This window comes from Bacillus sp. HMF5848 (assembly GCF_003944835.1).
Taxonomy (GTDB): domain Bacteria; phylum Bacillota; class Bacilli; order Bacillales; family HMF5848; genus HMF5848.
This window is the reverse complement of sequence record NZ_RWIV01000001.1, coordinates 2,073,578-2,097,951: the sequence shown is the minus strand read 5'-3', so window position 1 is coordinate 2,097,951 and position 24,374 is coordinate 2,073,578. Positions and strand designations below refer to the sequence as shown.

The 24,374-nt window shown below is 35.4% G+C and carries 22 protein-coding genes and 1 pseudogene; 16 read left to right on the top strand and 7 right to left on the bottom strand.

Features of this window, described 5'->3' with window-relative positions; translation table 11 throughout:
- Positions 1–24 precede the first annotated feature (24 nt).
- The 12 genes and pseudogenes from EJF36_RS09975 (at position 25) to xerS (ending at position 15,295) form a co-directional block, all read left to right on the top strand.
- Positions 25–1,035 carry an asparaginase gene (locus EJF36_RS09975; protein WP_125906180.1) on the top strand — a complete coding sequence of 337 codons (1,011 nt, stop codon included), beginning with the start codon at positions 25–27 and terminating at the stop codon, positions 1,033–1,035.
- 68 nt (positions 1,036–1,103) lie between these two features.
- Positions 1,104–2,435: a cyanophycinase gene (locus EJF36_RS09970; RefSeq protein ID WP_125906179.1), complete on the top strand. Its 1,332-nt coding sequence runs from the start codon at positions 1,104–1,106 to the stop codon at positions 2,433–2,435.
- 196 nt (positions 2,436–2,631) lie between these two features.
- On the top strand, positions 2,632–2,859 hold the full coding sequence (locus tag EJF36_RS09965) for a hypothetical protein (protein ID WP_125906178.1): 228 nt from the start codon (positions 2,632–2,634) through the stop codon (positions 2,857–2,859).
- 103 nt (positions 2,860–2,962) lie between these two features.
- On the top strand, positions 2,963–3,094 hold the full coding sequence (locus tag EJF36_RS21835; RefSeq protein ID WP_260471865.1) for a hypothetical protein: 132 nt from the start codon (positions 2,963–2,965) through the stop codon (positions 3,092–3,094).
- A gap of 307 nt (positions 3,095–3,401) precedes the next feature.
- Complete coding sequence (locus tag EJF36_RS09960; protein WP_125906177.1) at positions 3,402–4,703, top strand: L,D-transpeptidase family protein; 1,302 nt, start codon at positions 3,402–3,404, stop codon at positions 4,701–4,703.
- Positions 4,704–4,931: 228 nt separating this feature from the next.
- A complete protein-coding gene (gene map / locus EJF36_RS09955) occupies positions 4,932–5,672 on the top strand; it encodes a type I methionyl aminopeptidase (RefSeq protein ID WP_125906176.1) in 741 nt (246 codons plus the stop codon).
- A 262-nt stretch (positions 5,673–5,934) separates the two neighbouring features.
- On the top strand, positions 5,935–6,195 hold the full coding sequence (locus EJF36_RS09950; RefSeq protein ID WP_125906175.1) for a hypothetical protein: 261 nt from the start codon (positions 5,935–5,937) through the stop codon (positions 6,193–6,195).
- Between the two features lie 222 nt (positions 6,196–6,417).
- A pseudogene (locus EJF36_RS09945) lies at positions 6,418–6,849 on the top strand (peroxiredoxin-like family protein); the annotation flags it as partial.
- A 485-nt stretch (positions 6,850–7,334) separates the two neighbouring features.
- A complete protein-coding gene (gene katG, locus EJF36_RS09940; protein WP_125906173.1) occupies positions 7,335–9,512 on the top strand; it encodes a catalase/peroxidase HPI in 2,178 nt (725 codons plus the stop codon).
- A gap of 339 nt (positions 9,513–9,851) precedes the next feature.
- The gene (locus tag EJF36_RS09935) at positions 9,852–12,341 is read left to right on the top strand and encodes an alpha-amylase family glycosyl hydrolase (RefSeq protein ID WP_125906172.1); all 2,490 of its coding nucleotides are present in this window, start codon (positions 9,852–9,854) and stop codon (positions 12,339–12,341) included.
- A 214-nt stretch (positions 12,342–12,555) separates the two neighbouring features.
- Positions 12,556–13,650: an LAGLIDADG family homing endonuclease gene (locus EJF36_RS09930; protein ID WP_125906171.1), complete on the top strand. Its 1,095-nt coding sequence runs from the start codon at positions 12,556–12,558 to the stop codon at positions 13,648–13,650.
- Between the two features lie 553 nt (positions 13,651–14,203).
- Complete coding sequence (gene xerS, locus EJF36_RS09925; protein WP_125906170.1) at positions 14,204–15,295, top strand: tyrosine recombinase XerS; 1,092 nt, start codon at positions 14,204–14,206, stop codon at positions 15,293–15,295.
- Between the two features lie 42 nt (positions 15,296–15,337).
- Here xerS and EJF36_RS09920 read toward each other — a convergent pair whose 3' ends face one another.
- Both EJF36_RS09920 and EJF36_RS09915 read right to left on the bottom strand, forming a co-directional pair.
- Positions 15,338–15,727, bottom strand: a complete 390-nt coding sequence (locus EJF36_RS09920) for a hypothetical protein (protein WP_125906169.1) — start codon at positions 15,725–15,727, stop codon at positions 15,338–15,340.
- Between the two features lie 95 nt (positions 15,728–15,822).
- Complete coding sequence (locus tag EJF36_RS09915; protein WP_125906168.1) at positions 15,823–16,290, bottom strand: hypothetical protein; 468 nt, start codon at positions 16,288–16,290, stop codon at positions 15,823–15,825.
- A 139-nt stretch (positions 16,291–16,429) separates the two neighbouring features.
- On the opposite strand from EJF36_RS09915, the gene EJF36_RS09910 reads away from it, so the two are divergent.
- From EJF36_RS09910 to EJF36_RS09895, 4 genes are read left to right on the top strand one after another with little or no spacing between them, the layout of a single operon-like run.
- Positions 16,430–16,687, top strand: a complete 258-nt coding sequence (locus EJF36_RS09910; RefSeq protein WP_125908332.1) for a hypothetical protein — start codon at positions 16,430–16,432, stop codon at positions 16,685–16,687.
- A gap of 6 nt (positions 16,688–16,693) precedes the next feature.
- Positions 16,694–17,929, top strand: coding sequence for a glutathionylspermidine synthase family protein (locus EJF36_RS09905; RefSeq protein ID WP_125908331.1), 1,236 nt, complete (start codon positions 16,694–16,696; stop codon positions 17,927–17,929).
- Between the two features lie 13 nt (positions 17,930–17,942).
- On the top strand, positions 17,943–18,338 hold the full coding sequence (locus tag EJF36_RS09900) for a DUF350 domain-containing protein (protein ID WP_125906167.1): 396 nt from the start codon (positions 17,943–17,945) through the stop codon (positions 18,336–18,338).
- Positions 18,339–18,360: 22 nt separating this feature from the next.
- The gene (locus tag EJF36_RS09895) at positions 18,361–19,560 is read left to right on the top strand and encodes an alanyl-tRNA editing protein (RefSeq protein ID WP_125906166.1); all 1,200 of its coding nucleotides are present in this window, start codon (positions 18,361–18,363) and stop codon (positions 19,558–19,560) included.
- A 219-nt stretch (positions 19,561–19,779) separates the two neighbouring features.
- On the opposite strand, the gene EJF36_RS09890 is transcribed toward EJF36_RS09895, so the two are convergent.
- The 5 genes from EJF36_RS09890 to EJF36_RS09870 all read right to left on the bottom strand — a co-directional run bounded on the left by EJF36_RS09890 (position 19,780) and on the right by EJF36_RS09870 (position 24,346).
- Entirely contained in the window at positions 19,780–20,310 is a 531-nt protein-coding gene (locus EJF36_RS09890) for a GrpB family protein (RefSeq protein WP_125906165.1), read from the bottom strand.
- Positions 20,311–20,325: 15 nt separating this feature from the next.
- A complete protein-coding gene (locus EJF36_RS09885) occupies positions 20,326–20,943 on the bottom strand; it encodes a hypothetical protein (protein WP_125906164.1) in 618 nt (205 codons plus the stop codon).
- Positions 20,944–21,081: 138 nt separating this feature from the next.
- Entirely contained in the window at positions 21,082–22,377 is a 1,296-nt protein-coding gene (locus tag EJF36_RS09880; RefSeq protein ID WP_125906163.1) for an S-layer homology domain-containing protein, read from the bottom strand.
- A 106-nt stretch (positions 22,378–22,483) separates the two neighbouring features.
- The gene (locus tag EJF36_RS09875) at positions 22,484–22,723 is read right to left on the bottom strand and encodes a hypothetical protein (protein ID WP_125906162.1); all 240 of its coding nucleotides are present in this window, start codon (positions 22,721–22,723) and stop codon (positions 22,484–22,486) included.
- Positions 22,724–22,738: 15 nt separating this feature from the next.
- Positions 22,739–24,346, bottom strand: a complete 1,608-nt coding sequence (locus EJF36_RS09870) for an ABC1 kinase family protein (RefSeq protein ID WP_125906161.1) — start codon at positions 24,344–24,346, stop codon at positions 22,739–22,741.
- Positions 24,347–24,374: the final 28 nt, after the last annotated feature.

The following is a 24,374-nucleotide window of genomic DNA, read 5'->3' as shown; positions in this document are numbered from 1 at the left end:
TCTTTAAGTAAGGAGCGGGGCAACATGGAAGAATTAATATCAATTGTAGAAAGAAATGGATTACCCGAGAGCTTCCACTATGGATCTATAGCAGTTGTAAATGCAGAAGGACAAATACTGTATCAAGTAGGAAATCCGTTAGAAACCGTGTTTGTTCGCTCAGCTATTAAACCGGTTCAAACAATACCATTAATCACTTCAGGGGCTAGTGAGCGATTTCTATTTTCCGAACGAGAGATAGCTGTTAGTTGTGGTTCTCATAATGCCGAGAAAGTTCATGTAGATACCGTACAATCTATGTTATTTCGTATCGGGTTAGATGAAAGTCATTTGAGGTGTGGACCTCACCCACCATACGATCCTGAAGCTTATGAATCACTTTTACTAGCAGGGCAAAAACCTACTGCTATTCATAATAATTGCTCTGGTAAGCATGCAGCGATGCTTGCGTTAGCATTACACTTACAGAGTGATATAGTTACGTATGATAGATTACATCATCCTGTTCAACAAAAAGTAGTAGAAATAATAGCCGATCTAGCAGATATCGAGGAGCGAGACTTAAAAACAGGGGTTGACGGATGCGGTATTCCAACCTTTTACATGCCTCTTTACAAGTTAGCATTTATGTTTGCAAAACTATCAAATTCAAGCTCAATAGAAGATGAACATACGAAGCATGCTGTTGATATTATCACTAAAGCGATGACAAAATTCCCTGAAATGGTTGGGGGAAAAGATGTTTTATGTACCGATGTCATGCAAGCAATGAACGGAAAAGTTATTGCGAAAGCAGGTGCAGAAGGTATGTATACGATGGGCATTATGAACGAGGGTATCGGGGTAGCGGTGAAAGTGGTGGATGGAAATGCTCGAGCTGCATGGCCCGCTGCCGTAGAGGTTCTTAAACAACTAAACTTGTTATCAGATGCAGAACAAAACAGACTGTCAAACTATTTATCTCCCTCGTTAAAAAACAGACGCGGAGATATAGTAGGTAAAATTGAATCAACATTCAAACTCAAAAAGGTTTAAGGATAGACAATTAAGCAGTCGCGTACGTTTATCTTAAACATATACAAAAGGATAGGGAGAGTGTATAAATGAGAAAATTTGTTTTGATTCTAGTATTTATGTTAATCTGTAGCGGCTTTACACCCATTGTAAACGGAGCAGTGAAAGGCACGATTGTTGGACCAGTGGCAGATAAACCGCAAGACAAAGGTGCGTTAGTCATTGTCGGTGGTGCACTTGATCCAAATAATGAAGAGATTTATGACGCGTTTTTAAATTTAGCGATGGAGTATCGTGAAACAACCTTAGACACAGTAAAAATTGCGATTGTACCGACAGCGAGCGCAAGTCCGTATAGTAGTGCGAACTCTTATAAACAAGACTTTGTTCATTATGGTGTACAAGAAGACCATATCACTATTCTTCCTATCGCCGTGTCAGATGATGATGACACTGAAGATATAGATGAATCTTTATGGGCTGACAATGGGATGAGTGAAGAACTAGCATCCACTATATCGGACTATGATGCCGTTTGGTTTGTTGGTGGAAACCAATTACTGTATACAGAGACACTTTTAACTGATTTAGGTGAAGACGGACCAGTTCTTAGAGAAATTAGAAGCATCTATGAATCAGGTGCCGTATTAGGTGGGTCTAGTGCAGGAGCAGCCATAATGAGTGACACCATGATTGGAGCGGGTACAAGTTTGGGTGCTCTAAATGATGGCGTTACGTATACTGATAACTATGACGATCCAAAAGATAACCGCGTATTTTTGACACAAGGTCTAGGGTTCTTCGATGTAGGTGTTGTCGATCAGCACTTTATTGAGCGTGGACGTTTCGGACGATTGATTGTGGCTGCATCTCACGAACAAGATGAGCTAGCATTTGGAGTAGACGAAAATACAGCTATGGTTGTTCGTAACGCCGACAAAACGATTACAGCTATCGGAGAGAGCGGTGTGATGATTTTTGATTTCGAAAACGCAATTAAAGAAAAAGATACTCGCTTCTCTATGTCTGATATTAAAGTAAGCTATATAGAGAAAGGAGACGTATTCCACCTAGACACAAAGACATTTGATATTATTGAAAATCGTGATACAACTAAAGGGTATGAGTACTATACTCCAAACCCAATGACAACAGACATATTCGTAGCTGGTGCGTTACCTAAGGTGTTAACATACGATTTAGTAGACAATGAAGCAAAAGAAGCGAAAGCACTAGGATTTGAAATGAAAAACGATGTACAAGGGAACGGGTTCATTTTTACTTTTAGAGAAACAGATGAAACGGAGGGCTATTGGGGTAAAATTGACGGTGTAGAAACATACGCTGCACTTAATGTTATGATGGATATTAGTCCTATGGATATTAAGCTCTCTTTTAAAAAGCAAAGGAATGGAAAATAAAAAGACCGATATAGATTGCTATCGAGTTAATAATAACATTTTTCTCTAATTTTGACCGTTGTCTCTAAAAAGAGGTCGCGGTTTTTTTATTTTTAAACACAGAAGAAACTTACTTATAACATAACTACCTAGAATAAACCTAAAAATATTGTGAAACATAATGTTGAATTAACTTTAGTTTCAAAGGAGCTTGAATATGAATAAATATGTTATAGAACATATGATTATCGATGACTTTACAGGAGATGAAACTGTCACAGTTCATTTTAACCATAATAACTCAAGATATAGTATTGACTTTGACAAAGCAGACCTGGAAGTCATAAATTCATGGGTTCTTCGTGATCAATCCTCCTTGCCTGCGAACCTGGATAATAATCTCATAGAACAACTTAGAGTAGATGTTATGAAGAAGCTTTCATAAATTAGTTAATAGTCTAAGGTTAGGACTTCTTTGTAGATTAGCTTAGGTGATTATTATAGCAGATTAGACTATAGTAAAATAACTATTAATGGAGGTTTTGCAATTGAAAAAAGAATTTAAATTAAACGAAGAAGCAGCATTAAATAATAATGTAGATTCAACAACCCTACAAATGAATTCTAAAATAAAATCTCAACACAAGAAAGCAAAGATGGATGACAAAAGAATTCTTTAAAAAAGAAACCTACATTTTTGCAACAGTCTATATTATCTTACCGTATTTAAGAACGTGTAGTAAGAGCGATTAGCTTTGACTAATCGTTTTTATTTATGTTTAAAAGATCTAGATAGAGGTTTTTAAAATTAGCAAAAAGGAACTATAAGTAATGGATATAAAGTAACAATCATAAAATTTAATCCAATCATTGGCACTATCCTTATATGATTCAAAATAAGCTTACAAACCTATAGGAATTATTCACTATTTTACGTAATATTAGGAAGAATTCGACTAAATGTGACAACGAGAGGAATGTGAGCGCATGGCAACAACAGAGAAACCATTATCAAGAATGCAAACATATAAGAAAGATTACAAGAACATAGTATTACCTAATCAAGTCCTGATCCTTCTAATTTTACTTTTGTTTGGATTTGTTGTTTGGTACATCATGGCTGATTCACATAAAGTGGAAGGTAATGAGAACATTGCGGAAACCATTAACCTAGTCACAGTGCACGCTCAACATAAAGATATTAACAAAAAGAGACCATTAGAAGAAGAGGATGAGGCAACTGCAGTTAACGTATCAAATGAAATCCCTTTAAAAAAGATAGCTTCTAATTGGATCGTGACTCCTGAAAGTCCAACCAAAAGCCAAGAAGAAATGCTTGTTTCAACACCCGTTCAAAAAGAGGAAGAGGAAGAGCAACCACAAGACACAAAGGTTGTTTACCACACTGTTAAAAAAGGGGAAACCTTATTTAGTATTTCTCAAAAATATTATGGTGTAAATGTTTCTGATATGATAGCACAATACAACCATTTACATAACCCTAACAACGATGTAAAAGAAGATATGACCCTTATGTTACCTAATTCATCCTTCGTAGCTACTCACGAAGTTAAAAAAGGGGAGACACTCTATCAAATTACTAAAAACTATTATAGCAAAGCACATATGCTTCAATATATGATTGAAGCTAACCATATAAGTAAACCTGAAACAGAACTTAAAATAGGCCAACAGGTTAAAGTATTTTATCAAGGAACGGTAATAAAGCATGCCGTTAAACCTAAAGAAACTCTATTTAGTATCATGAATACATATTATAATTTCACTGATTTACTAGCATTAATTGAGGCAGAAAACCAAACAACGCCACTAAAAGCCCAGACGTTACTGTATATCCCTCATCCATATAAAATAACTAGTGTAGGAGAAGAAAAAACAACAACTAAAAAGGATTATGAGATAGTTATATCTCTTGAAAGTAACGTATTAATGCTATACCAAGATCAAAAACTAGTAAAAAAATGGTCTGTAGCAACCGGAAAGAATAACGCAACACCTAAAGGATCATTTCAGATTTTAACAAAGATTTCAAACCCTGGTTTCACACCGCGAAACATTCCAGGAGGTGCTAAGAATAATCCACTTGGAACGAGATGGCTTGGTTTAAATGTACCTGGTACAAGCGGGAGAACTTATGGTATTCATGGAACAATAAACCCATCGTCTATTGGGGATTATGTAACGGGCGGCTGTGTAAGATTACCTAACGAGCAAGTGGAACAATTATTCGAATACATAGATATAGGAACAAAAGTAACAATTAAGTAGGAAAAATATATTCTAAAAGCCTATTGTCTTAGCGGTTGTAAAGAAGGTCAGTGCTGAAAAAAGCCTGTCCTTGTTTTTTACTTATATTTAGTTATCAATAACATCGTTATGTAAACAACTAAGAACCAACTGAACTTTTTATAAAAGTGTCCTAGCACATACTCATATACTATGTCATGATAAAATAATATATAAAAGCGATTTTTATTTGAGAAAGGACAATGTTTAATGATTATTCAAGATGACAAAGACATACAAGCACTAAAAGAAATCGGAAAAATAGTTGCTACTATACGAGACGAGATGGTGAAAAAGACAGAACCAGGTGTCACTACAATTGAGTTAGACAATTTAGCAAAGGAGCTCTTTGATAAATTTGAAGCCATTTCAGGGCCGAAAGGGGAGTATAATTTTCCCGGCTATACGTGTATAAGTGTCAATGAAGAAGTGGCTCACGGTATCCCAGGAAATCGGGTTATTCAAGAAGGCGATTTAGTTAATATTGATGTATCAGGTTCAAAAAATGGCTATTTTGCAGATACAGGATTATCTTTTGTAGTAGGCCACAATCAAGAAGCAGCTAAACTATGTGAAGTCGCAAAAGAGGCGTTATTCGAAGGCTTGAAATTTTGCAAAGCAGGCTCCAAAAAAAATCGAATGAGTAAAGCTGTATATCGTACAGCTATGAACAATGGTTTATCTGTTATTCATAACTTAACAGGTCATGGGATAGGTCGTTCTTTACATGAGGCACCTAATCATATTCTTAATTATTTTGATCCGTCTGACAATGAACTGCTACATGATGGTTTAGTCATCGCATTTGAACCTTTTATCTCAGCATCTGTAGACCAAGTTATTCATAAGGGAGATGGATGGACGTATATTACACCTGACAACAGCCTTGTTGCTCAAATAGAACACACCGTGATTGTTACAAAATCAGAACCAATCATATTGACTTTGTAATTCTAAAGTTGAAGTAGTGGTCGAATTAGTTCTATCTAAAAAAGTAATTCTTTAACAAAGCTAAAAAACAATCGTCTCTATGAGGTGCAAGACATTCTTCACATGAATGTCTTTTTTATTGTACAAAAACTTTGAAGGAGAATCATATTTATTTGTCGAAATCATACATTAACATTACACCAAGAAAGATGTACTAATTGTACCTTATCATCTATAGAAACTACTAAATAATACAACGTTAAGATAAGGGAGGATAGCCAGTATGTTTAAGCTGCAGTCAAATAAAAAGGTTTGGGTTGTGCCATACAGTAATATTGAAGAAATTAATTTCTTACATACTATAGAATTGGGATTGATTGCAGATATCAGTTTTATTGGTGAAAACGGAGACAGAGAGGTTAGGAGAATTGACGAAATAACATATAAAAAAATAGAAGAAGTACAGGTAGAAGCTTTCTATGATGGAGAATATGTAACAAGAGTCGTCATGTATATGCCGTTAGATAAGTTTTTTTGTAATTAATTTCCCGCTCTGTTAAAGTTGATGAAGATTCTTTTTCCTTAAAAATGAACATCAAACAAAAAATACACATGTTAGATGTAGAAATAAGCTAAATAAGAGGTGTAAAACTTGAAATTAATAATTGAACAACCATTTGCTGAGAGTATAGAATTTAATGCAATCATTGAAAGTAAAAAAAGCCTAGTTGTCTTTGTCAGGTATCCTGGCTGACCGGTTTGTCGCGAAATGCTCACGCAGTTGCGTGAGAATTATAATGAAATTAATGAAACCGGCTATCAAACTATTATTATTACTCCATCAAAACGAGAGTTTTTAGAACAGTTTATCGAAGTATTTGGCCCATTTCCATTTCAAATCTATGGAGACCCGAAGAGAAACCTATATCGCCAAATGGGGCATCAATCCATGCGAAAGTGGAAGCTGCTTACACAAGCAGGAATAGCATTTATGAAGCACGGAAAAAAAGCCTTTATGCCGGAGAATGAAGCTAAGAAAAAGCTAGTTCAAACAGCAATGAAATCTCAAGATATCTATATCCAAGGCGGTACATGGGTGTTTAATGAAAATGGTAAAGTTATTTGGAAACATATCGATACCGAGCCTGAGGATCATGCAGCTATTGATACGATCCTTAATGTTTTAAAAAAATATTAAGGATAATATGTAGATCTTTTAGAGAAAAAAAGAATCTCAAGAAATAATGCTTCTTATACCGATAATTATTCTTATTAGAAGACATCGTTAGTACATTCGATATCCTCATATGTTGTATCATTCATTGATATTAATTAGTAGCAACTACTAGTACAGAAAAAGCAGCTAAAAAAGCCTACATAAAGATCTAGACAGTGGTTTGAGAAGGCCGTATTATGTCTGACACAGTTAAAAAACATGGTACCAATTAGGTATCATGTTTTTATTTTGTTTAAATTCTAGTTATCGGATTTTTGATTAAGTTTTGCATAATTTTATGGTTAAGGTTTGGTATGATCAAAAATCGTTGTAATATTTTTTCAAGTTAAGTAATAGTTTATTATAATGATAACATAATAATAATTGTCATCTAGTATGCAAGGTTCTTACAACTAGAGTCACAATTATTTGCTAATTACTTTTTACACTTAAGGGGGAGAAAGTATATGGATTCAAATGCTAACACCGGAAAGTGCCCGGTAATGCACGGAGGCGCTACTAGCAACAAATTTAGTGGTAGGCCAAAAAGAGAGTGGTGGCCAAATCAGCTGAATTTGAACATTCTCCATCAGCATGACAGAAAATCAAATCCAATGGGAGAAGGCTTTAATTACGCAGAAGAATTTAAAAAATTGGACTATTATGCTCTTAAGAAAGATCTACACAATTTAATGACAAGCAGTCAAGATTGGTGGCCTGCTGACTATGGACATTATGGTCCATTCTTTATCCGTATGGCCTGGCACGCTGCAGGTACATATCGTACAGGTGATGGTCGTGGCGGTGGCGGTACAGGGGCACAACGTTTTGCTCCCATAAATAGCTGGGCTGACAACGGTAACCTAGATAAGGCACGTCGCCTACTATGGCCTATTAAGCAAAAGTATGGTAATAAAATCTCTTGGGCCGATTTGTTACTTCTGACTGGGAATGTGGCTATTGAATCAATGGGCGGAAAGACATTTGGCTTTGGAGGCGGACGTCCAGACATTTGGCACCCAGAAGAAGATATTTACTGGGGATCTGAAACTGAGATGCTAGGTGATAATCGTTACACAGGCGATCGTGAACTTGAAGATCCGCTTGCAGCCGTACAAATGGGACTTATCTATGTTAACCCAGAAGGTCCAAACGGGAATCCAGACCCACTTGCAAGTGCTCGCGACATTCGCGAAACCTTTGCACGTATGGGAATGAATGATGAAGAAACAGTTGCATTAACCGCGGGCGGCCATACTTTTGGTAAGGCACACGGTGCAGGTGACGCTGCTTATGTTGGTCCAGAGCCAGAAGCTGCTCCTATTGAAGCACAAGGTCTAGGTTGGTTAAGTACACACGGGACCGGCAAAGGTCGTGACGCAATCACAAGCGGTATTGAAGGGGCTTGGACTGCAAATCCAACAAAGTGGGATAATGGTTACTTTGATCTACTATTTGGCTATGAATGGGAGCTTACAAAGAGCCCAGCAGGCGCACATCAGTGGGTGGCTGTAGATGTTGCTAATAAGGATTTAGCACCAGATGCAGAGGATTCATCAGTACGAGTACCGACAATGATGACGACAGCAGATATGGCGATGCGAATGGATCCAGTATACGAAAGAATTTCTCGACGCTTCCATAAGAATCCAGATGAATTTGCCGATGTTTTTGCTCGTGCTTGGTTCAAATTATTACACCGTGACATGGGCCCTCGTTCAAGATATTTAGGCCCAGAAGTTCCTGAAGAAGAGCTTATCTGGCAAGATCCAGTTCCTGCTGCCCGTTATGAATTATCGGAAGAAGAAGTAGCAAAAATTAAGATACTAATCTTAGATTCTGGTCTTTCTATCAGCGAACTCGTCACAACAGCTTGGGCTTCAGCAAGTAGCTTCCGTGGCTCAGATATGCGTGGCGGCGCAAATGGTGCACGGATCCGTCTTGCTCCACAAAAGGATTGGGAAGTGAATCAACCGGAACAACTTAAAAAAGTGCTTTCTGTTCTAGAAGAGATTCAAAAACACTTAGATAAAAATGTTAGTCTCGCCGACTTAATTGTATTGGGCGGTAGTGCCGCAGTAGAAAAGGCTGCAAAGGATGCGGGCATTGATGTAACTGTTCCTTTTGCTCCAGGACGTGGCGATGCTACACAAGAGCAAACTGATATTGATAGCTTTGAAGTACTAGAGCCTATTGCTGATGGTTTCCGTAACTATCAGAAAAAGCAGTATAGTGTAAGTGCAGAAGAGCTTTTAGTAGACAAGGCACACTTACTAAACCTTACTGCACCAGAAATGACTGTACTTATCGGTGGGATGCGCGTTCTAGGCACTAACTACGGTGGTACACCATACGGCGTATTTACTGATCGCGTAGGCACACTCACTAATGACTTCTTTGTTAACTTGCTTGACATGGGAGTAGAGTGGAAGCCTGTTGATGGAGGTGTATATGAGGGACGGAATCGTAAGACTGGTGAAGTAGTACTTACAGCGACAAGAGTTGACCTAGTGTTCGGCTCAAACTCAGTTCTACGTGCCATTGCAGAAGTGTACGCTCAAGATGATAACAAAGAGAAGTTTGTACATGACTTTGTAGCAGCGTGGGTAAAAGTAATGAATGCAGATCGTTATGACTTAAAATAACGCGAATATGTGAAGTTAAACTACAAGCCTGAACAGACTTTTTAATAAGTACGACGATATTTAGCACGTGATCAAAAGAGTAACACAAAATATTTGAGCACCTTACGACAATACCTAATCTTAACTCACCCCTTATGACACATGAGTTTTGATATAGGTCACTAGAAAGGTGCTTTTTCTAATGTGAATTTTTTTGTTGTTTTAATAATCTAATTAAACCTTTTGATATGATTGATTTTCACAATATCCACAAAATAAATTGTGAAGTATTGAACATAGCCTGATAAAGTCATATAATGGAAAAGTTGAAAAAATTTATTTGTATTAGGAGATATTTTTATGAAGAAATTATATGGTGTTTTATTAATTATGTTTGCTTTACTAGTAGGCACAGCTTGTAACAAAGAGGTGGTTGAAACTACGCAAGGAGAACAGATTGCTCCGTATATGAAAGAAGACATACTTGAAGCAGCACAGGCTTTTAGTATACAAAACAAACATGAGCTTACAGAGAGACTAGCATTTTCTCCAGATGGAAAAACAGCGTACTTTTCCACTCGCATTGATGAAAAGTGGAAAATACTAGAGAGTTCATTTAAGGACGGGAAATGGAGTGAGCCAGAGCTCGTCTCTTTTTCTAGTGACTTCGACGAAAATGGTCCGGCCATTTCACCTGATGGTAAACAGCTATTCTTTTCATCTACTAGACCGCTAGAGGGTACTAATGCAAAACAAGATTTAGACATTTGGGTTGTTAACAAAACAGCGAATGGTTGGAGTGAACCTAGTCGCTTAGATGACAGTGTAAACACTGTTAACAATGAAATGTCGCCATCTGTTGATAAAAATGGAACATTATTTTTTAATAGAGAAACAATTCGCGAAAACAACTATCCGCTTGTCGAAATTTTAGTCGCAAATCCCGAAAATGGTGGATATCAACAGGCGGAGTTACTAAATCACGAGATTAATATTGGCTTACCAGCTTATCATCCATACATAGAGCCGAATGGGACATACTTAATTTTTTCATGGCCAAGAAAAGGACATGATCAGGGGAGCTTTAATCTTTACATTAGCTTTAATAGTGGTGGTAAATGGACGACACCTCAGCCGCTAGGGAATCGTGTTAATGTTGAAGAAACCGATGAAATGGGTCCCATGATTAGTCCTGAAGGTAAATATTTATTTTTCTTAAGAAAAGAAACATACTTTATTAATCCAAATATAACTCAGTCTGAGATTTATCAACTTGACGTTACAAATATGATTACATCCGTTGAAGAAAGTAATGAAGTAGTTGACATTATTGATAAATACGAAAATAACGAGTTTCCAACAGTATCACGTAAGCCTCGACAGGTAGATACAAAATACGGTACATATTATGAAATTTTTGTTCGTTCGTTTGCCGATTCAAATGAAGATGGAATTGGTGACATTAAAGGCATTATTAATAATTTAGATTATATAAGTGAACTTGGGGTTGATGGATTATGGTTAATGCCGATTAATTCATCGCCAAGTTATCACAAATATGATGTGACAGATTATTATAACATTGACCCAGAGTATGGTAATCTCGACGATTTCCAAACGTTACTTGACGAAGCAGAAAAAAGAGGTATAAAAGTAATAATGGATTTAGTCATTAACCACACAAGTGCTAATCATCCTTGGTTTATGGATGCCGTGTCATCAGAAGATAGCAAATATAGAGATTATTACAAATGGATTGTAAAAAATCAAAAAGGTTACGATATTAACGCTAGAACAGAATGGGATAGTCCTACTTGGCATCAAGTTGGGAGCTATTTTTACTATGGGACGTTTTATCGTGGCATGCCAGATTTAAATTTTAACAATCCTGCTGTTCGAGAAGAAATTACTAACATCGCGAAGTTTTGGTTAGAAAAGGGTGTGGATGGGTTCCGTTTAGATGCAGCAAGACATATCTATGATACGCATGAATACTCCGATACAACAGATATTAGTGGGAAAAATGTTGAGTGGTGGGAAACATTTGGTGCAGCATGTGAGGAAGTGAACCCAGATGTCTACATCGTAGGTGAGGTATGGGACAGACCAGAAGTGGTAGCACCATACTATAAGGCATTTGATTCAACATTTAACTTTGCTATTAGTGATAATTTAATTGAGATATTAAATGCAGGAGAAGATAGTACATTAGATGGCTTTTCACTTTCTTTAGCAAACAGTTACCAAACGTATACAAAGGTTGAGGCGAACTATTTAGATGCGCCATTTATCTCAAACCACGATAAAGAGCGTATCGTAACAAGTCTGCATGGAGACTTGGAAAAAGCGAAGTTAGCAGCAAATATTTACTTAACGTTACCTGGAAATCCATTTATTTATTATGGTGAGGAGCTAGGGTATGTCGGTACTAAGCCGGACGAACTTATAAGGGAACCATTCATATGGAATAAAGATAAAACGGCGCCGACAACAAGCTGGGAACCAATTAGACAAAATGAAAACATAAGTTCTCTTCAAGAACAAAAACAAGACCCTAATTCAATGTTTAACCATTATAAACAATTGATTCATTTGAGAAGCTCACATGATGCACTTGTTAAAGGGAACTTTGAAGTGGTAGAAACAAATAGTGATAAGCTCATTGCATATAGAAGAAATTATCATGATGATTCTATTTTAGTTGTTCATAATATAAGCAACGAAACACAAACTTTACAAAACAGTTTTAATAACGATAACCACATTTTATTTAATAGCAAAGAGGGTAGTAGCCTGACAAATAATTCAATCGTACTTGAGCCACTTAGTACCATCATAATTGGCAAATAAAAGAAAGATAAACTCCTAATCAGCCAACACATGATTAGGAGTTTTTATTTTGTAAAAACCATTCGCCTGTAATGATTTTTTAAAAGACTGTCATTGTTTTATCATTCTAGATATAATTTGTAATATATTGACAAAAAGAACAAATGTTCTTATAATATATGTATAGACAAATAATTCACTTTTTGTTTATGGCGTGAAGGGAGGTTGTTTTATTATGGCAAGAAACCCAGGTATAACAGACGAAATAATTATTACCATGTATAAAAGTCATATGCCATATAAAAAGATGGTATCAATATCTGGACTTTCAGATCGTGCTATACGTAATGTGTTATATAAATATGATGTAAAAATGAATCGCGAACAATCGTCCGGACAGCCACGCATTCATCATGTTAACGAAAACTTTTTTAAAGTTTGGACAAATGAAATGGCTTGGGTACTCGGGTTATTTATTACAGATGGAACGGTAAGTAACAGTAATCACAGTATCTCATTCACACAAAAAGATGAAAGAATCTTACGATTAGTAGCAAAATATATGGAAGCAGATTATGTACTTGCAGCAAGCGGAAAAACAAGACAAACACCTACACTTGTTATAAATTCAAAAGAAATTAAACAAGATCTTGAAAAGATAGGTATTACCTCCAATAAGTCAACCTCAGTGCCATTCCCAAATGTACCGAAAGAATACTTACCGTCATTTGTTCGGGGTGTCATAGATGGAGATGGATGGGTTGATAAAGAAGGTTATACAATGAACATCACAACTGCAAGTCCATACTTCGCTAACAGTGTATTAGATGTGTTTCGATCATGGGATTTGCGATGTGAAATAAAATTAACACAAGGGGATTCTAAAACTATAATTTATCGCGTATTTGTAAAAGGCCGAAATAGTATCAAGAGATTAGCACAAATTATTTATCGTGGTGTAGATGATAATCTGGTTTATTATAAAAGGGACTATATGCTACAAGATCCAGATACAATATCCAAGTCGAAGAGTAACGATAGAATTAAATTTAGAACAAATATTAGCAAATCAATTTTGAATCAATTTAGGGCTTTGGCTAATGAAAGGAACACATATCCTAATTACCTAATCGAAATTGGATTAAAACATATTATGGAACATGGTTTAATTGAGCTTAATAAAAAAAGCAAACCTACAGACAGAATTCCATATAAAACAACATATGATAAAGACATACTAGAGCAAGTAAAACAATATACTAAAACCAAAAAGTTATGTATCAATGATTTAATTGAGTTAAGTGTGAACTATATAGATAGGGATATCTAATAAAAAATAAATCTTTCTCAGATAGAAGATTTACTATTTTCATTTTCCTAGTTTACATAATATCGATTATAGGAAGCTAACTAAAAAGATAAGTTTTTACCTAATTTAAGCCATTTTACTAATTAAGGTTTTATATCTGTGCTGAATTTCCAATATTTATCTCATCAAAGCATTCTAATACATTTTAATTTATCGTTTCTTAGGTTGTATTATAAATTTTTCTTTCGTTAGTTTATTTGGTTTTTCAATTGATTTACTAACCGATTTGATTGTGCTGAACATATATAACAAAAAATAAAATCAAAACCGCTCACAATATACAAGCCAGATATAACTCAGTACATACCAATAGTTAATACTTATAATGAATAAACGAATAAAATCGCCAATAAAATTCGCTAAAATACACAAAGTAACTTTCATTTAAGATTCGCTAATTTTCGACCTCTTTCTCGAAGGTTTTTCTATCTTCGCACAAAAATCGTATAATATGCGAAGTTATATAAAATAGTTTATAATGAGATAAATACATATTTTATAGTGAGGTTTTATTATGGCTGAAATGTTAGAACGTTATGCAAAAGCTGCTACAAAGGCTGAGAAAAAGTTACCTCTTCTTCCCCGCTTTGTAGAATCGTTTTACGATAAAAAAATTGCTGAGGATATTAAGCCCTCTACCCTTCTGGGTTATATTGAAGACATTGAAAATTTCTTTAAGTGGTTATGTGCTGAATCTATAGTCTCTTCACCTACTTATCATGAAATAACAATATCAATGCTTGATAAATTGGAAGAAAGTGACTTTGATCGTTACAAAAGGTTCCTTCTTACCCAAAAAGTACAAAATGAATTGGCGAAAAAGAAAAAAATCGGCTTAGCAAAAGTCACTGTTAACCGAAAATTATCATCATTAAAAATGCTGTTTAATTATTTGTATAAAGCTGGAGACATTTCAAACAATCCTCTATTCGATTATAAAATGTTTGAAATAAAGAAAACACCTTCCCAACGCGCTCATGAAATTATGGAAAAAATCTTACCCACAGATGATGATATTACTGATTTTCTTGACTTTGTTCGTCAAGGCTACAAAAATCAAATAGAAGGCAATAAACAAGCATATGGTCATTACATAAAGAATCGTGAACGCGATATTGCTATAATCAGCCTGTTTTTAGGAAGTGGTATTCGTTTAGTCGAGCTCTTGGAGTTAACACTTGATAAAGTTGACTTAAATGAACGGAAACTAAAGATTGTTAGAAAAGGCGATAAAGCAGATGTTATATACTTCACTAAACTGGCTCATCAAGACCTAATACAATATTTACGAATACGGAATGAGCGTTATAACTGCGACAGCGATACCGAACATGTATTCATATCCGCGTATAAAGGAACAACTTCTCCTATTAAGCGTAGAACGGTTCAAAGCATTATTGAAAAATACATGGCTGTATACTCCCAGGATACATCAAGGTCATTATCACCACATAAGCTAAGACATTCTTTCGCATCATTAATGGCCCGCAAAGGTAATGATATTACCATTATCCAGCAACAGTTAGGTCATTCTGATCCCTCAGTAACAAGACAATACATCCATGTAAATAGTGAGCAAATGAAAAATGCAATAGACAGTTTATAGATAAGAAAAGATGCTGAGTTAAAACAAAACTTAGCATCTTTTTTATTCGAATCTAGTTATCCCTGCTCTTAAATCAGTTGGTTTAATTGATTTTAATACACAGCAATACAAAATAATAAATACAATATTCAACATACTCCACCAGCCTAGTGGTAGTAACAAGACATGAAAAGTAATTGCAACATATAATGCACCACGGCGAATTATTTGTGAGAATAACAATATACTCCCTAGAATCATCTCAAACAACGCCACAGTTAGGATACATAACAATAAAGTACTCTCTGGAAGCGAGAAAACAACCCTGTATAAGACAAGAAAGGCAGAATTTTTCCATACCCCGTACAATTCTATATTAGTTAATGAAAGCCATAAATTTATACCGCCCATAAGGAGATAAAATACTCCTAATAATTGCATGAATCGTTTCATGCGTCTCCTCCACCTTTGTTCTTTCTTATCTGCTATTATAACCCCTTTAGCAGCAGAAAAAGGTCGGTAAATATGAACGTTTCGTTTCTATCTCGTTAATAATATATGTCAACACCAGTAAAAATCCCATAGAACACATAACAATTGCGGTCTTCGTCAATTTCTAAAGAATCAAGTTGCATTTCCTTGTATGTTTCTGTTTTTATATCATTTGGAATATAAATAAAATCTGAGTGTAAATAACTGACTACATCAGCATGTGAAAACACCTGTTCCCTCTTTATTACAGGCGCTTTATTATTCGAGTGTATCTCTCGAATCTCAAATCCAATATTTCCATACGTTGACTCATCCTCATACGAAACCATTTTATGTTCTTCTACGTAAATAATATGTAATTCATTTGGTTCAAGAGCTGTTGACACTGCTTTATATACTCTTTTGTTTTTTACAAAATATTCACAGGATAAGCGACAGGTAATTTCCATAACATCCAAGCTACTATAATGATATATGGCAGGATAATTTTGCTTTTCGTCATTAAGACGATACTCCATTTTCATAAAATTGTCTCCTTTATTGAGATTTAGTCCTGTTAATATTATATAATAAATATTGTGTACGTATAGGGAGGGAAAAACATTGAGTACAAAAACAAAAAAACTACTTACTGGTGTCATTACCACTGTTCTCGCAACATCCATGAGTGCCTGTAGTAATCAAAGCCTACCCCCTACCCCGGATGATCCAAATTGCGATGATTGGGACTGGGATAATGAATTAGGTGTATGGGAATGCGACGATTATGATTCTGATTATCGCGGGGCCTATTTTTATGGAGGGCGATATTTTAAAGGTAAAAGTAGCCTGTTACAATCGTCAAAATACAAATCCTATAAAAGCAGCTCATCTTTTAAAGGTGGGTTTGGCTCTGGCTCTAAAGGAGGCTTTGGTGGATAAAGAATGATCGAACATTATGTAGAAAATCGTCGTACATTTTATGAAAAAGTACCGGAATTTTGGGCTGATTTATACGGGATGGAATATAGCTTATACAATATCTTTACGATTGATAATGAGACTATTAAGTTACTTCATAATGCTACTACTGCTATGAGTCACATTTTTTTTAAAACAGCCCCTTTGTTGCGACAGCTTCCCGCTACTATGCTGAAACAACTTGGCTTCCCGAGCGATAGCATTCCTTTTCTTAAATACAAGTCGATTATACCTGAAACGATTATTGGTCGATTTGACTTTGTTTATACTTCTTCAGGAGAATTAAAGCTATTAGAATTTAATAGTGATACGCCAACATTCATTAAAGAATGTTTTTTCGTAAATGATTTAGTGTGTAAACAGTTTGGTTATAAAAGTGTAAACACAGGTTATGAGCAACAATTATCTAAGGTACTCCAAAAAGCAATCAAGTCCAGTGCCAAATCAATAGAATGTGATAATCCTTACGTTGTTTTTACAGCGCATGACACACATGAGGAAGACTGGTTGACTACTTGTTACCTGCAAAATTTATACGGGTTAGAAAGTAGATGTGTTCCTTTATCAAAACTTCAAATTCGCGATGACGGATTATTCGATGAAAATGCACGAAAAATAGATGTTCTCTACCGGCAAACATACCCGCTTGAGCATTTAATATTCGACCAAGATATACAAACAACCGATCGCGTAGGCATTCAATTATTACATACGATTACACAAAAACAAGCAGCCATTATTAATCCTATTTCAGCTTTTCTGTTACAAAGTAAAGCTGTGCAGGCTCTCATATGGGGCCTTCATGAAGAACAGCATCCATTTTTTACAGCTCAAGAACATGATGCTATAAGCAAATATATGCTACCAACCTATTTAGAATCTGATCCTTTCGCTAACAAAGATGCTTTCGTGCAAAAACCAGCATTTGGCCGTGAAGGTGATACTATTAAGGTGTATGACAAAGCAAACAAGCCTATTATGGAAAATGCACAAACTACATATTTAAATGAATTGCCTGTATATCAAAAATTCGTTGAATTACCACGTATTTCTTTGCAAACTGCTAAAGGCATAGAACAACTATCTTACATATTTGGTATCTTTACTGTTGCTGGTTTGTCTTCTGCTATGGGAGTACGTGCAGGCAATGCTATTACAGGAAATGAATCTTACTTTTTACCAGTGGGTTTAAAAACTACATAAGGGGGAATTACTAGTGAGTTTATTTATTAGCTTTTTAGCTTACTTTGCTGTAGGAATTGCTTTATTATTTATTGGGTTATGGTTATTTGAAATTACAACAAAAACACAAGAATTTAAGTTGATAGGTACGGGAAATAAAGCAGCTGCTTATGTACTTGGTGGTCGGTTATTAGGATTAGCTATAGTGCTATACTCTTCTATTTATAACTCGATTTCTTTGCTTGATATGGTTATTTGGGGATCAGTTGCAATTGTTACGCAAATCTTTGCGTTCTACTTAGCTGAGCTTTTAACACCAAAATTCAACATCCACGAATCGATTGAAGAAGATAATCAAGCTGTTGGTATCTTTTTATTAATGTTATCCATTTCAATTGGTCTTGTTATTGCTGGATGCTTAACATACTAGTCATCAAGAAAGGACGTTCAAATTGACAGAAAGGTTATACTATACTTCACCTTACACAACAACTTGGCAAACAACTATTACTGGTGTAACAGCAGAAAGAGATCGGTACCTTATTACATTAGAAAAGACTGCTTTTTATCCAGAAGGCGGGGGCCAACCTTCTGATTACGGTACTATTAACGGCATGCCTGTCATTGATGTTTTTGAAAACAATCAAGAGATTTATCATGTTACATCTGAAAAACCAAAAGGCGAGATTGCAGCTTGTGAAATCGATTGGAATAGACGTTTTGATCATATGCAGCATCACAGTGGCCAACATTTGCTATCGGCTGTATGTTTAAATCTTTACGGTGCTGAAACAATTGGATTTCACCTTGGGACTGATACAGTAACCATTGATTTAGCGATTCAAGAGCTAAGTTTACAACAAATCATGGACATTGAAATCAATGCAAACCAACTTATACAATCAAATGCTTCAATTTCTGCCTATTACGTAGATGAGAATGAGCTTCAAAAGCTACCTCTTCGGAAGATCCCTAATGTTGCAGAAGATATTAGGATTGTGGATATGTTTCACATTGATCTGTCGGCTTGTTGTGGAACTCACGTACGTCAAACGGGAGAAATTGGACTTATTAAGATTTTAAAAACAGAGAAGCAAAAACAGAAATTACGTATATACTTTGTATGCGGGAATCGTGCTATTTCAGACTATCAAGCCTCACATAATATCGTTAGAAATGTTGCAGACACGTTTCAAACTAATCGTGACTCCATACTTAATCGTATATCAGGCTTGAAAGATGAGTTAACGTCCACTCAAAAAGAGTTAGCTCAAGCAAAGTCACAGCTTGCTACTTATAAGGCTCAAACTTTAATAGACCAAATATCACATAATACTCTATTTCACATGAGTGATGACGAATATATATCAGACTTACAACTTATTGCCTCACATATTTTTAAAATATGTAACCCGCTCATAGTATGTGGCTCCAAAATAGAGAAAAAGATTTTGTTAATCCAACAAGGATCGACTGCACACCATTGTGGCCAGTTAATTAAAGAACTAGCTCCTCTTTACAATGGTAAAGGTGGCGGGAATGCTAAACAAGCTCAAGTAAGCCTTCAATCTGAGAAAGATCTATTGGGTTTATTTCAAGCACTTAAGACAGAGTTAACTAACACTGCATTGATAAATAACTCGGTAGAGTAATTTAGCGAAAACGGATGTCTTTACAGTGACATCCGTTTTGACGGTATCAATAATTCTTAGGGAGTAGAGGATAAAAATGCTTATCTGTGTAAAGCATATTTATTTTTCTCTCTCTTGATTTACTTGTAATTTCGTATCCATATCTCATGATAAAAATAGGAATCAAAAACACGAATGAAAAAACACTTAAACTCCCCGTCGTTCTCCATGTGTCTAGTATTATTTATTAGTAGTTTGGACTTGGTCTTTCCATTGCTTTGCTTTTATATCAATTGCTTTTATAAAACTATCCTTGCCTTCTATATACTTGTCGATATTAGTAGAAAATTTATGAGCTAACTCTTGCTTTAATTCACTGTACTTTATAGCGTCTTCTGGATGTGCAATCATATAGTCTCTGAATGTTAAATGACGATTGATCTCAACACTTTCTTTTTCAAATATATGCACATGATGGGTTCGGGCGTCACCACCCTTACTGTAAAAGCGGCGCTTACGTATTCCATGTTCACCATGAGCCTTATAACCCAATTTTTCCATCTCAACATTGAAGTTATCGACCACACAAATGTCATAAACCTCAGCCATAATATCAATTACAGGCTTAGCATTTATGTTTGGAATAGCTGTACTACCGATATGGTATACATTTACAATGTGTTCTTTGAAAATCCCTTTGATGTTCTTACTTTCCATTTCAAACAATGTTTTCCATTCCTCTTTATATGGTACCACTTCCACTTTTCTCATCAGCTTCACCTCTTACTAAAAATCAAATGCTTTGTCGTTTAGATAAAATTGTCTTCCTTTTTTAAGTGTTGTTAACGCATCCCCGGTTATTAAGTACTCTGCATTATTACCGCTTACATTCCGTATATTAACTGAAACATAAGTAGCGTCCGCTATGTTTTTACTAAAAGAAACTACATAAAATCTTTCTCCTGCTTTCCCTTCATAAATAGTTGCTTTTCCAGACTCTTTATTTGAAATTATAGTCACATCAACAATCTTTGAATCTTGAATAATACCTAGTACTATTGGTTTAATGTTTTGTTCCTCCGTTAAAGCCTGTATAGATAACAAATAATCTTTGTTTTTTTTAACCATATCGTTGTTGACATGGCCACCGCCACCTAGCCATCTATAACCACGTAGCGTACTTTCAAACATATCTACACCATACATATAGTCCTTCCCGCTGTTGGCTTCTCCGAAGGAATATACGATGGTACCATTTTTATCTTTAATCGTATCTATAATTTCTAAATTCTCAACTGGTCTCATACTACTAATCAGTTCTATTGGCTGTGGATTCCTTAAAAACAACAAGACTATTAAACCAATTAAAAGTAAAGTAGCACCTGCGAACATTATTTTTTTCATTTACGAATCCCCCTTCTAATGAGCTACACCGTAATTTTAACATACATTTCCAGAACAATTCCTTAAACATTTTACTGATATATAAAAAGGATGAAACATTAAGATTCATCCTTTTCACGCATTATTGATATTTATTTTTCACTCCACAACACCCATAATTCTATAAAGAAATAAGGCTAAATGTAGTCGAGTAACTTCCTGATTTGGTCGGAATGTACCGTCATCATATCCTACAGTTATTCCGTTAGCGAAAAGAGCTTGTATAAACGGATGTGCCCAATACTCTTCTGTTACATCAGCAAATGAGTCAGCTCGCTCCCCGCTCAGATTAAATGCTTTAGCAAGTACTTTTGCTAGTTGTGCCCTTGTGATTGGCTCATCAGGATAAAAGTTCTGACGTTTATCGAACACACCCATTTCAGTTAACTTAGCTATAGCCATATAAGCCGGATGAGCTTCATTCACATCAGTAAATCTAGGATTTTCTGGGACACTCATTGTCATTGGTACTAACTTGTAAATCGTTTGTGCTACTTCTGCTCGCGTGACTGTATCATATGTTCCATACAAAGTAAAATCTTTCGCTTCTAATACATCTGCTACTTCTAGAGAAGCTATAGCATCAAATGCTTCCTTATCATTTGGCGCGTCAGTAAATTGTGACATATAAAATACTTTCAAGAATTCTTTTGCCATTACAAAATAACCTTCTAATGAGGGATGGACATCTATTGGGTTTGGTACATAGTCCTTTAAATTAGCATTCATCGTATCATAAACTGAGACAAATTTCGCGTCAAAATGTCCCTCATGAAATGCAACTAAACTATTTAATTGTAAAGCCAACTGCTCTGCTAATGGGAGCTTATCCGCCGGTAAGTGGGGAAACGCATTATAATAACCCATTAAGTAAATTTGTACATTCGGATTAAGTTCGCGAATAGTACCTAATATTGTATGAATATTCTTAGTCATACTAGCACCGATAGTTTCTATATCTTCTTTAGTAATAGAAATAGTACCTGTATCTCTATTAATATTTAACTGCGATAAGAAATCATTTGCTCCAACACTTAACGTTATAACCTCTGCTTCTTTAATAACATCTTGAAGAGCCTTATCGTCTTTCTCCACATTGTTCACTATATCAGTTAACACATCACTTGACTTATAACCTGATATAGCAAAATCATTCGTAAAACTACTTAAAAAGCCTTCTTCCGCAAAATCCGCTGCAATAAAATCAGCATAGCTATCATCTAACACTAATTGTCCTGTCGCCTCATCTTTATAAGGCGTTTGACCTGCCGCAAGTGAATCTCCTAATGCCACATAATCAAGTTTGACAACGTTCGCACTCGCATGTAAAGGTATTCCTGAAAACAAAAGCACGACGGCAAACAAAAACATTGATATATTTCTCAACTTTCTCATACTCCTCCTCCACCCCTACTATATATGTTTTTTGGTCTTCTACAGTATATTTTAAATGCCTTGAAAAATCGCAAAAAAAATGTCGAGTACAGAGCTCGACATTTTCTTAACTTTTACTATAACGATTCCAAAAGTTAAGTATCCATGAAAAAGGAAAAGGGATTTTATAGCCAGCTTTTTCAAGCTGTTTTAATAAATTAATGAATGCTCCTCCTACTCTTCTCTCTTTACGAATTCTCTCTTCATCTGTTTTCACTGTAACTCTGTAACCGTCTTCTAATCCTTCAAGCTTTACTTCCACTTGACCAAGCTTTTCAGTTGTATGTTTAAGAACACGCTCATCCATTTAGCTAATCTCCTTTCATTTCCGGGCTAATAATAAAACAAGTGCAGCAAAAGAAATTAAAAAGACTGAACTAGAAACAATAAGTAATAATTGATGTGCGAAAAAAATTGAGACAAACACCGTTACTAAACTAATGACACCAAATATAAACACGTAATGCACACGCCACTGAGATTGTAAATCTCTCTGTTGCCTTTCATATTGAATTTCTTGCCATTTGCGATGTCTATCTGGCTCATCTAGCAATCTATAAGCCTTTTGAAAGGCAGTAATTAACTGCTGTCCGCCGGATTGTATATACTCCTTAAAGCCTTTAGATGTATCAGCAGTACGATCTTGTATCCAATTAAGCACTAAGGGTTTTGCTACTTCGATTACATTTATGTTTGGATGTAGTAAATATAATATACCAACTAAAGTAGAAACAGCGCGACCAAAAAAAGCAAATTCACTAGGAAGCTGAATAGGTTGCTCTTTTACAACTTGTTGCACATTCTCAAAAATATGCTCTGCAACATCAGCATCCATATTAACAAAATCTTGCTCAAGTAATGTTTGAATAAAAAATTCTAACACGCTAGCTAATTTATCTTTATCTGCGTTTGGTAATAAAAAGCGCAGATCTTCTAGAGCTTCAATAGCTCCATGATAATTTTGCAACACGATGGCTTGAACAAGCCGCCTGATAGCTGCAGCGTCTTTCTTTTTTATTTCTCCTACCATACCAAAATCCAATAGAACAATGGTACCATCCGCTTGAATAAGGATGTTACCTGTATGAGGATCAGCATGAAACTTACCTTCCTGTAAGAGCTGCTCTAAAAAACCTGTTAATAATGTCTCAGCCAGTCGCTCGCCATTTATATTATTTCCCCTTAAAAAAGAGGTGTCTAATATAGAAACTCCGTCCATCCATTCCATAACTAACACTTTTTTTGTAGTGTGATCTTCGTAAAAGCATGGGACCTTAAAATTAGGTATATTATTATAGCGATTTTGGAAGTACTGTCCATTTTTTAATTCTTTACGAAAATCAAGTTCATTACTTATTACCAATTTAATTTCCAAAAATAACCTTCGTAAATCAGTTGATTTACCAAATTTAGTGAATTTATTTGCGAGCCACATAACAATCCGTAAAGCACGAAAATCTGCCTTTATAATTTTATCAATTTTGGGTCGCTGCACTTTAATGGCAACGGATTCGCCTGTTTGTAAATAGCCATGATACACAACACCTATTGATGCCGATGCAACAGGCTGTTCACTTATTTTTGAAACAATATTACCATACGAAGTTCCCCATTCATCTTCAAGAACCTGTTTTATCGGTTCCCATTTAACAGGGGGAACTTTATCAACTAAATCGGCCAATTCTTCAAGAAAAACCTTTGGCAAAATATCAGCACGAGTGCTTAGAAATTGGCCAAGTTTAATAAGAAGGCCTTCAATCTTTAAAGCTGTCTCTTTATACTCGCGCGCTTGCCTTTGTAAAAGCTCATTCCACTTTTGTTGATTAAAGTTATTTTTATGCTTTTTTTGAAACATAAGTACTTGTATAAAGAACTTGATTGACATTATTACAATGGTCGAGATCCTATATAAAGCAAAATAATTCAACATAACCACTTCCTATCCTCTATAGAAAGAT

Coding starts and splice junctions, on each gene's coding strand:
- EJF36_RS09915 (WP_125906168.1), bottom strand. CDS start 16,290: ATGAAAATGGAGTATCGTCTTAATGACGAAAAGCAAAATTATCCTGCC.
- EJF36_RS09960 (WP_125906177.1), top strand. CDS start 3,402: ATGGCAACAACAGAGAAACCATTATCAAGAATGCAAACATATAAGAAA.
- EJF36_RS09970 (WP_125906179.1), top strand. CDS start 1,104: ATGAGAAAATTTGTTTTGATTCTAGTATTTATGTTAATCTGTAGCGGC.
- katG (WP_125906173.1), top strand. CDS start 7,335: ATGGATTCAAATGCTAACACCGGAAAGTGCCCGGTAATGCACGGAGGC.
- EJF36_RS09935 (WP_125906172.1), top strand. CDS start 9,852: ATGAAGAAATTATATGGTGTTTTATTAATTATGTTTGCTTTACTAGTA.
- map (WP_125906176.1), top strand. CDS start 4,932: ATGATTATTCAAGATGACAAAGACATACAAGCACTAAAAGAAATCGGA.
- EJF36_RS09950 (WP_125906175.1), top strand. CDS start 5,935: ATGTTTAAGCTGCAGTCAAATAAAAAGGTTTGGGTTGTGCCATACAGT.
- EJF36_RS09975 (WP_125906180.1), top strand. CDS start 25: ATGGAAGAATTAATATCAATTGTAGAAAGAAATGGATTACCCGAGAGC.
- EJF36_RS09965 (WP_125906178.1), top strand. CDS start 2,632: ATGAATAAATATGTTATAGAACATATGATTATCGATGACTTTACAGGA.
- EJF36_RS09920 (WP_125906169.1), bottom strand. CDS start 15,727: ATGAAACGATTCATGCAATTATTAGGAGTATTTTATCTCCTTATGGGC.
- EJF36_RS09885 (WP_125906164.1), bottom strand. CDS start 20,943: ATGAAAAAAATAATGTTCGCAGGTGCTACTTTACTTTTAATTGGTTTA.
- EJF36_RS09890 (WP_125906165.1), bottom strand. CDS start 20,310: ATGAGAAAAGTGGAAGTGGTACCATATAAAGAGGAATGGAAAACATTG.
- EJF36_RS09875 (WP_125906162.1), bottom strand. CDS start 22,723: ATGGATGAGCGTGTTCTTAAACATACAACTGAAAAGCTTGGTCAAGTG.
- EJF36_RS09870 (WP_125906161.1), bottom strand. CDS start 24,346: ATGTTGAATTATTTTGCTTTATATAGGATCTCGACCATTGTAATAATG.
- EJF36_RS09930 (WP_125906171.1), top strand. CDS start 12,556: ATGGCAAGAAACCCAGGTATAACAGACGAAATAATTATTACCATGTAT.
- xerS (WP_125906170.1), top strand. CDS start 14,204: ATGGCTGAAATGTTAGAACGTTATGCAAAAGCTGCTACAAAGGCTGAG.
- EJF36_RS09880 (WP_125906163.1), bottom strand. CDS start 22,377: ATGAGAAAGTTGAGAAATATATCAATGTTTTTGTTTGCCGTCGTGCTT.
- EJF36_RS09910 (WP_125908332.1), top strand. CDS start 16,430: ATGAGTGCCTGTAGTAATCAAAGCCTACCCCCTACCCCGGATGATCCA.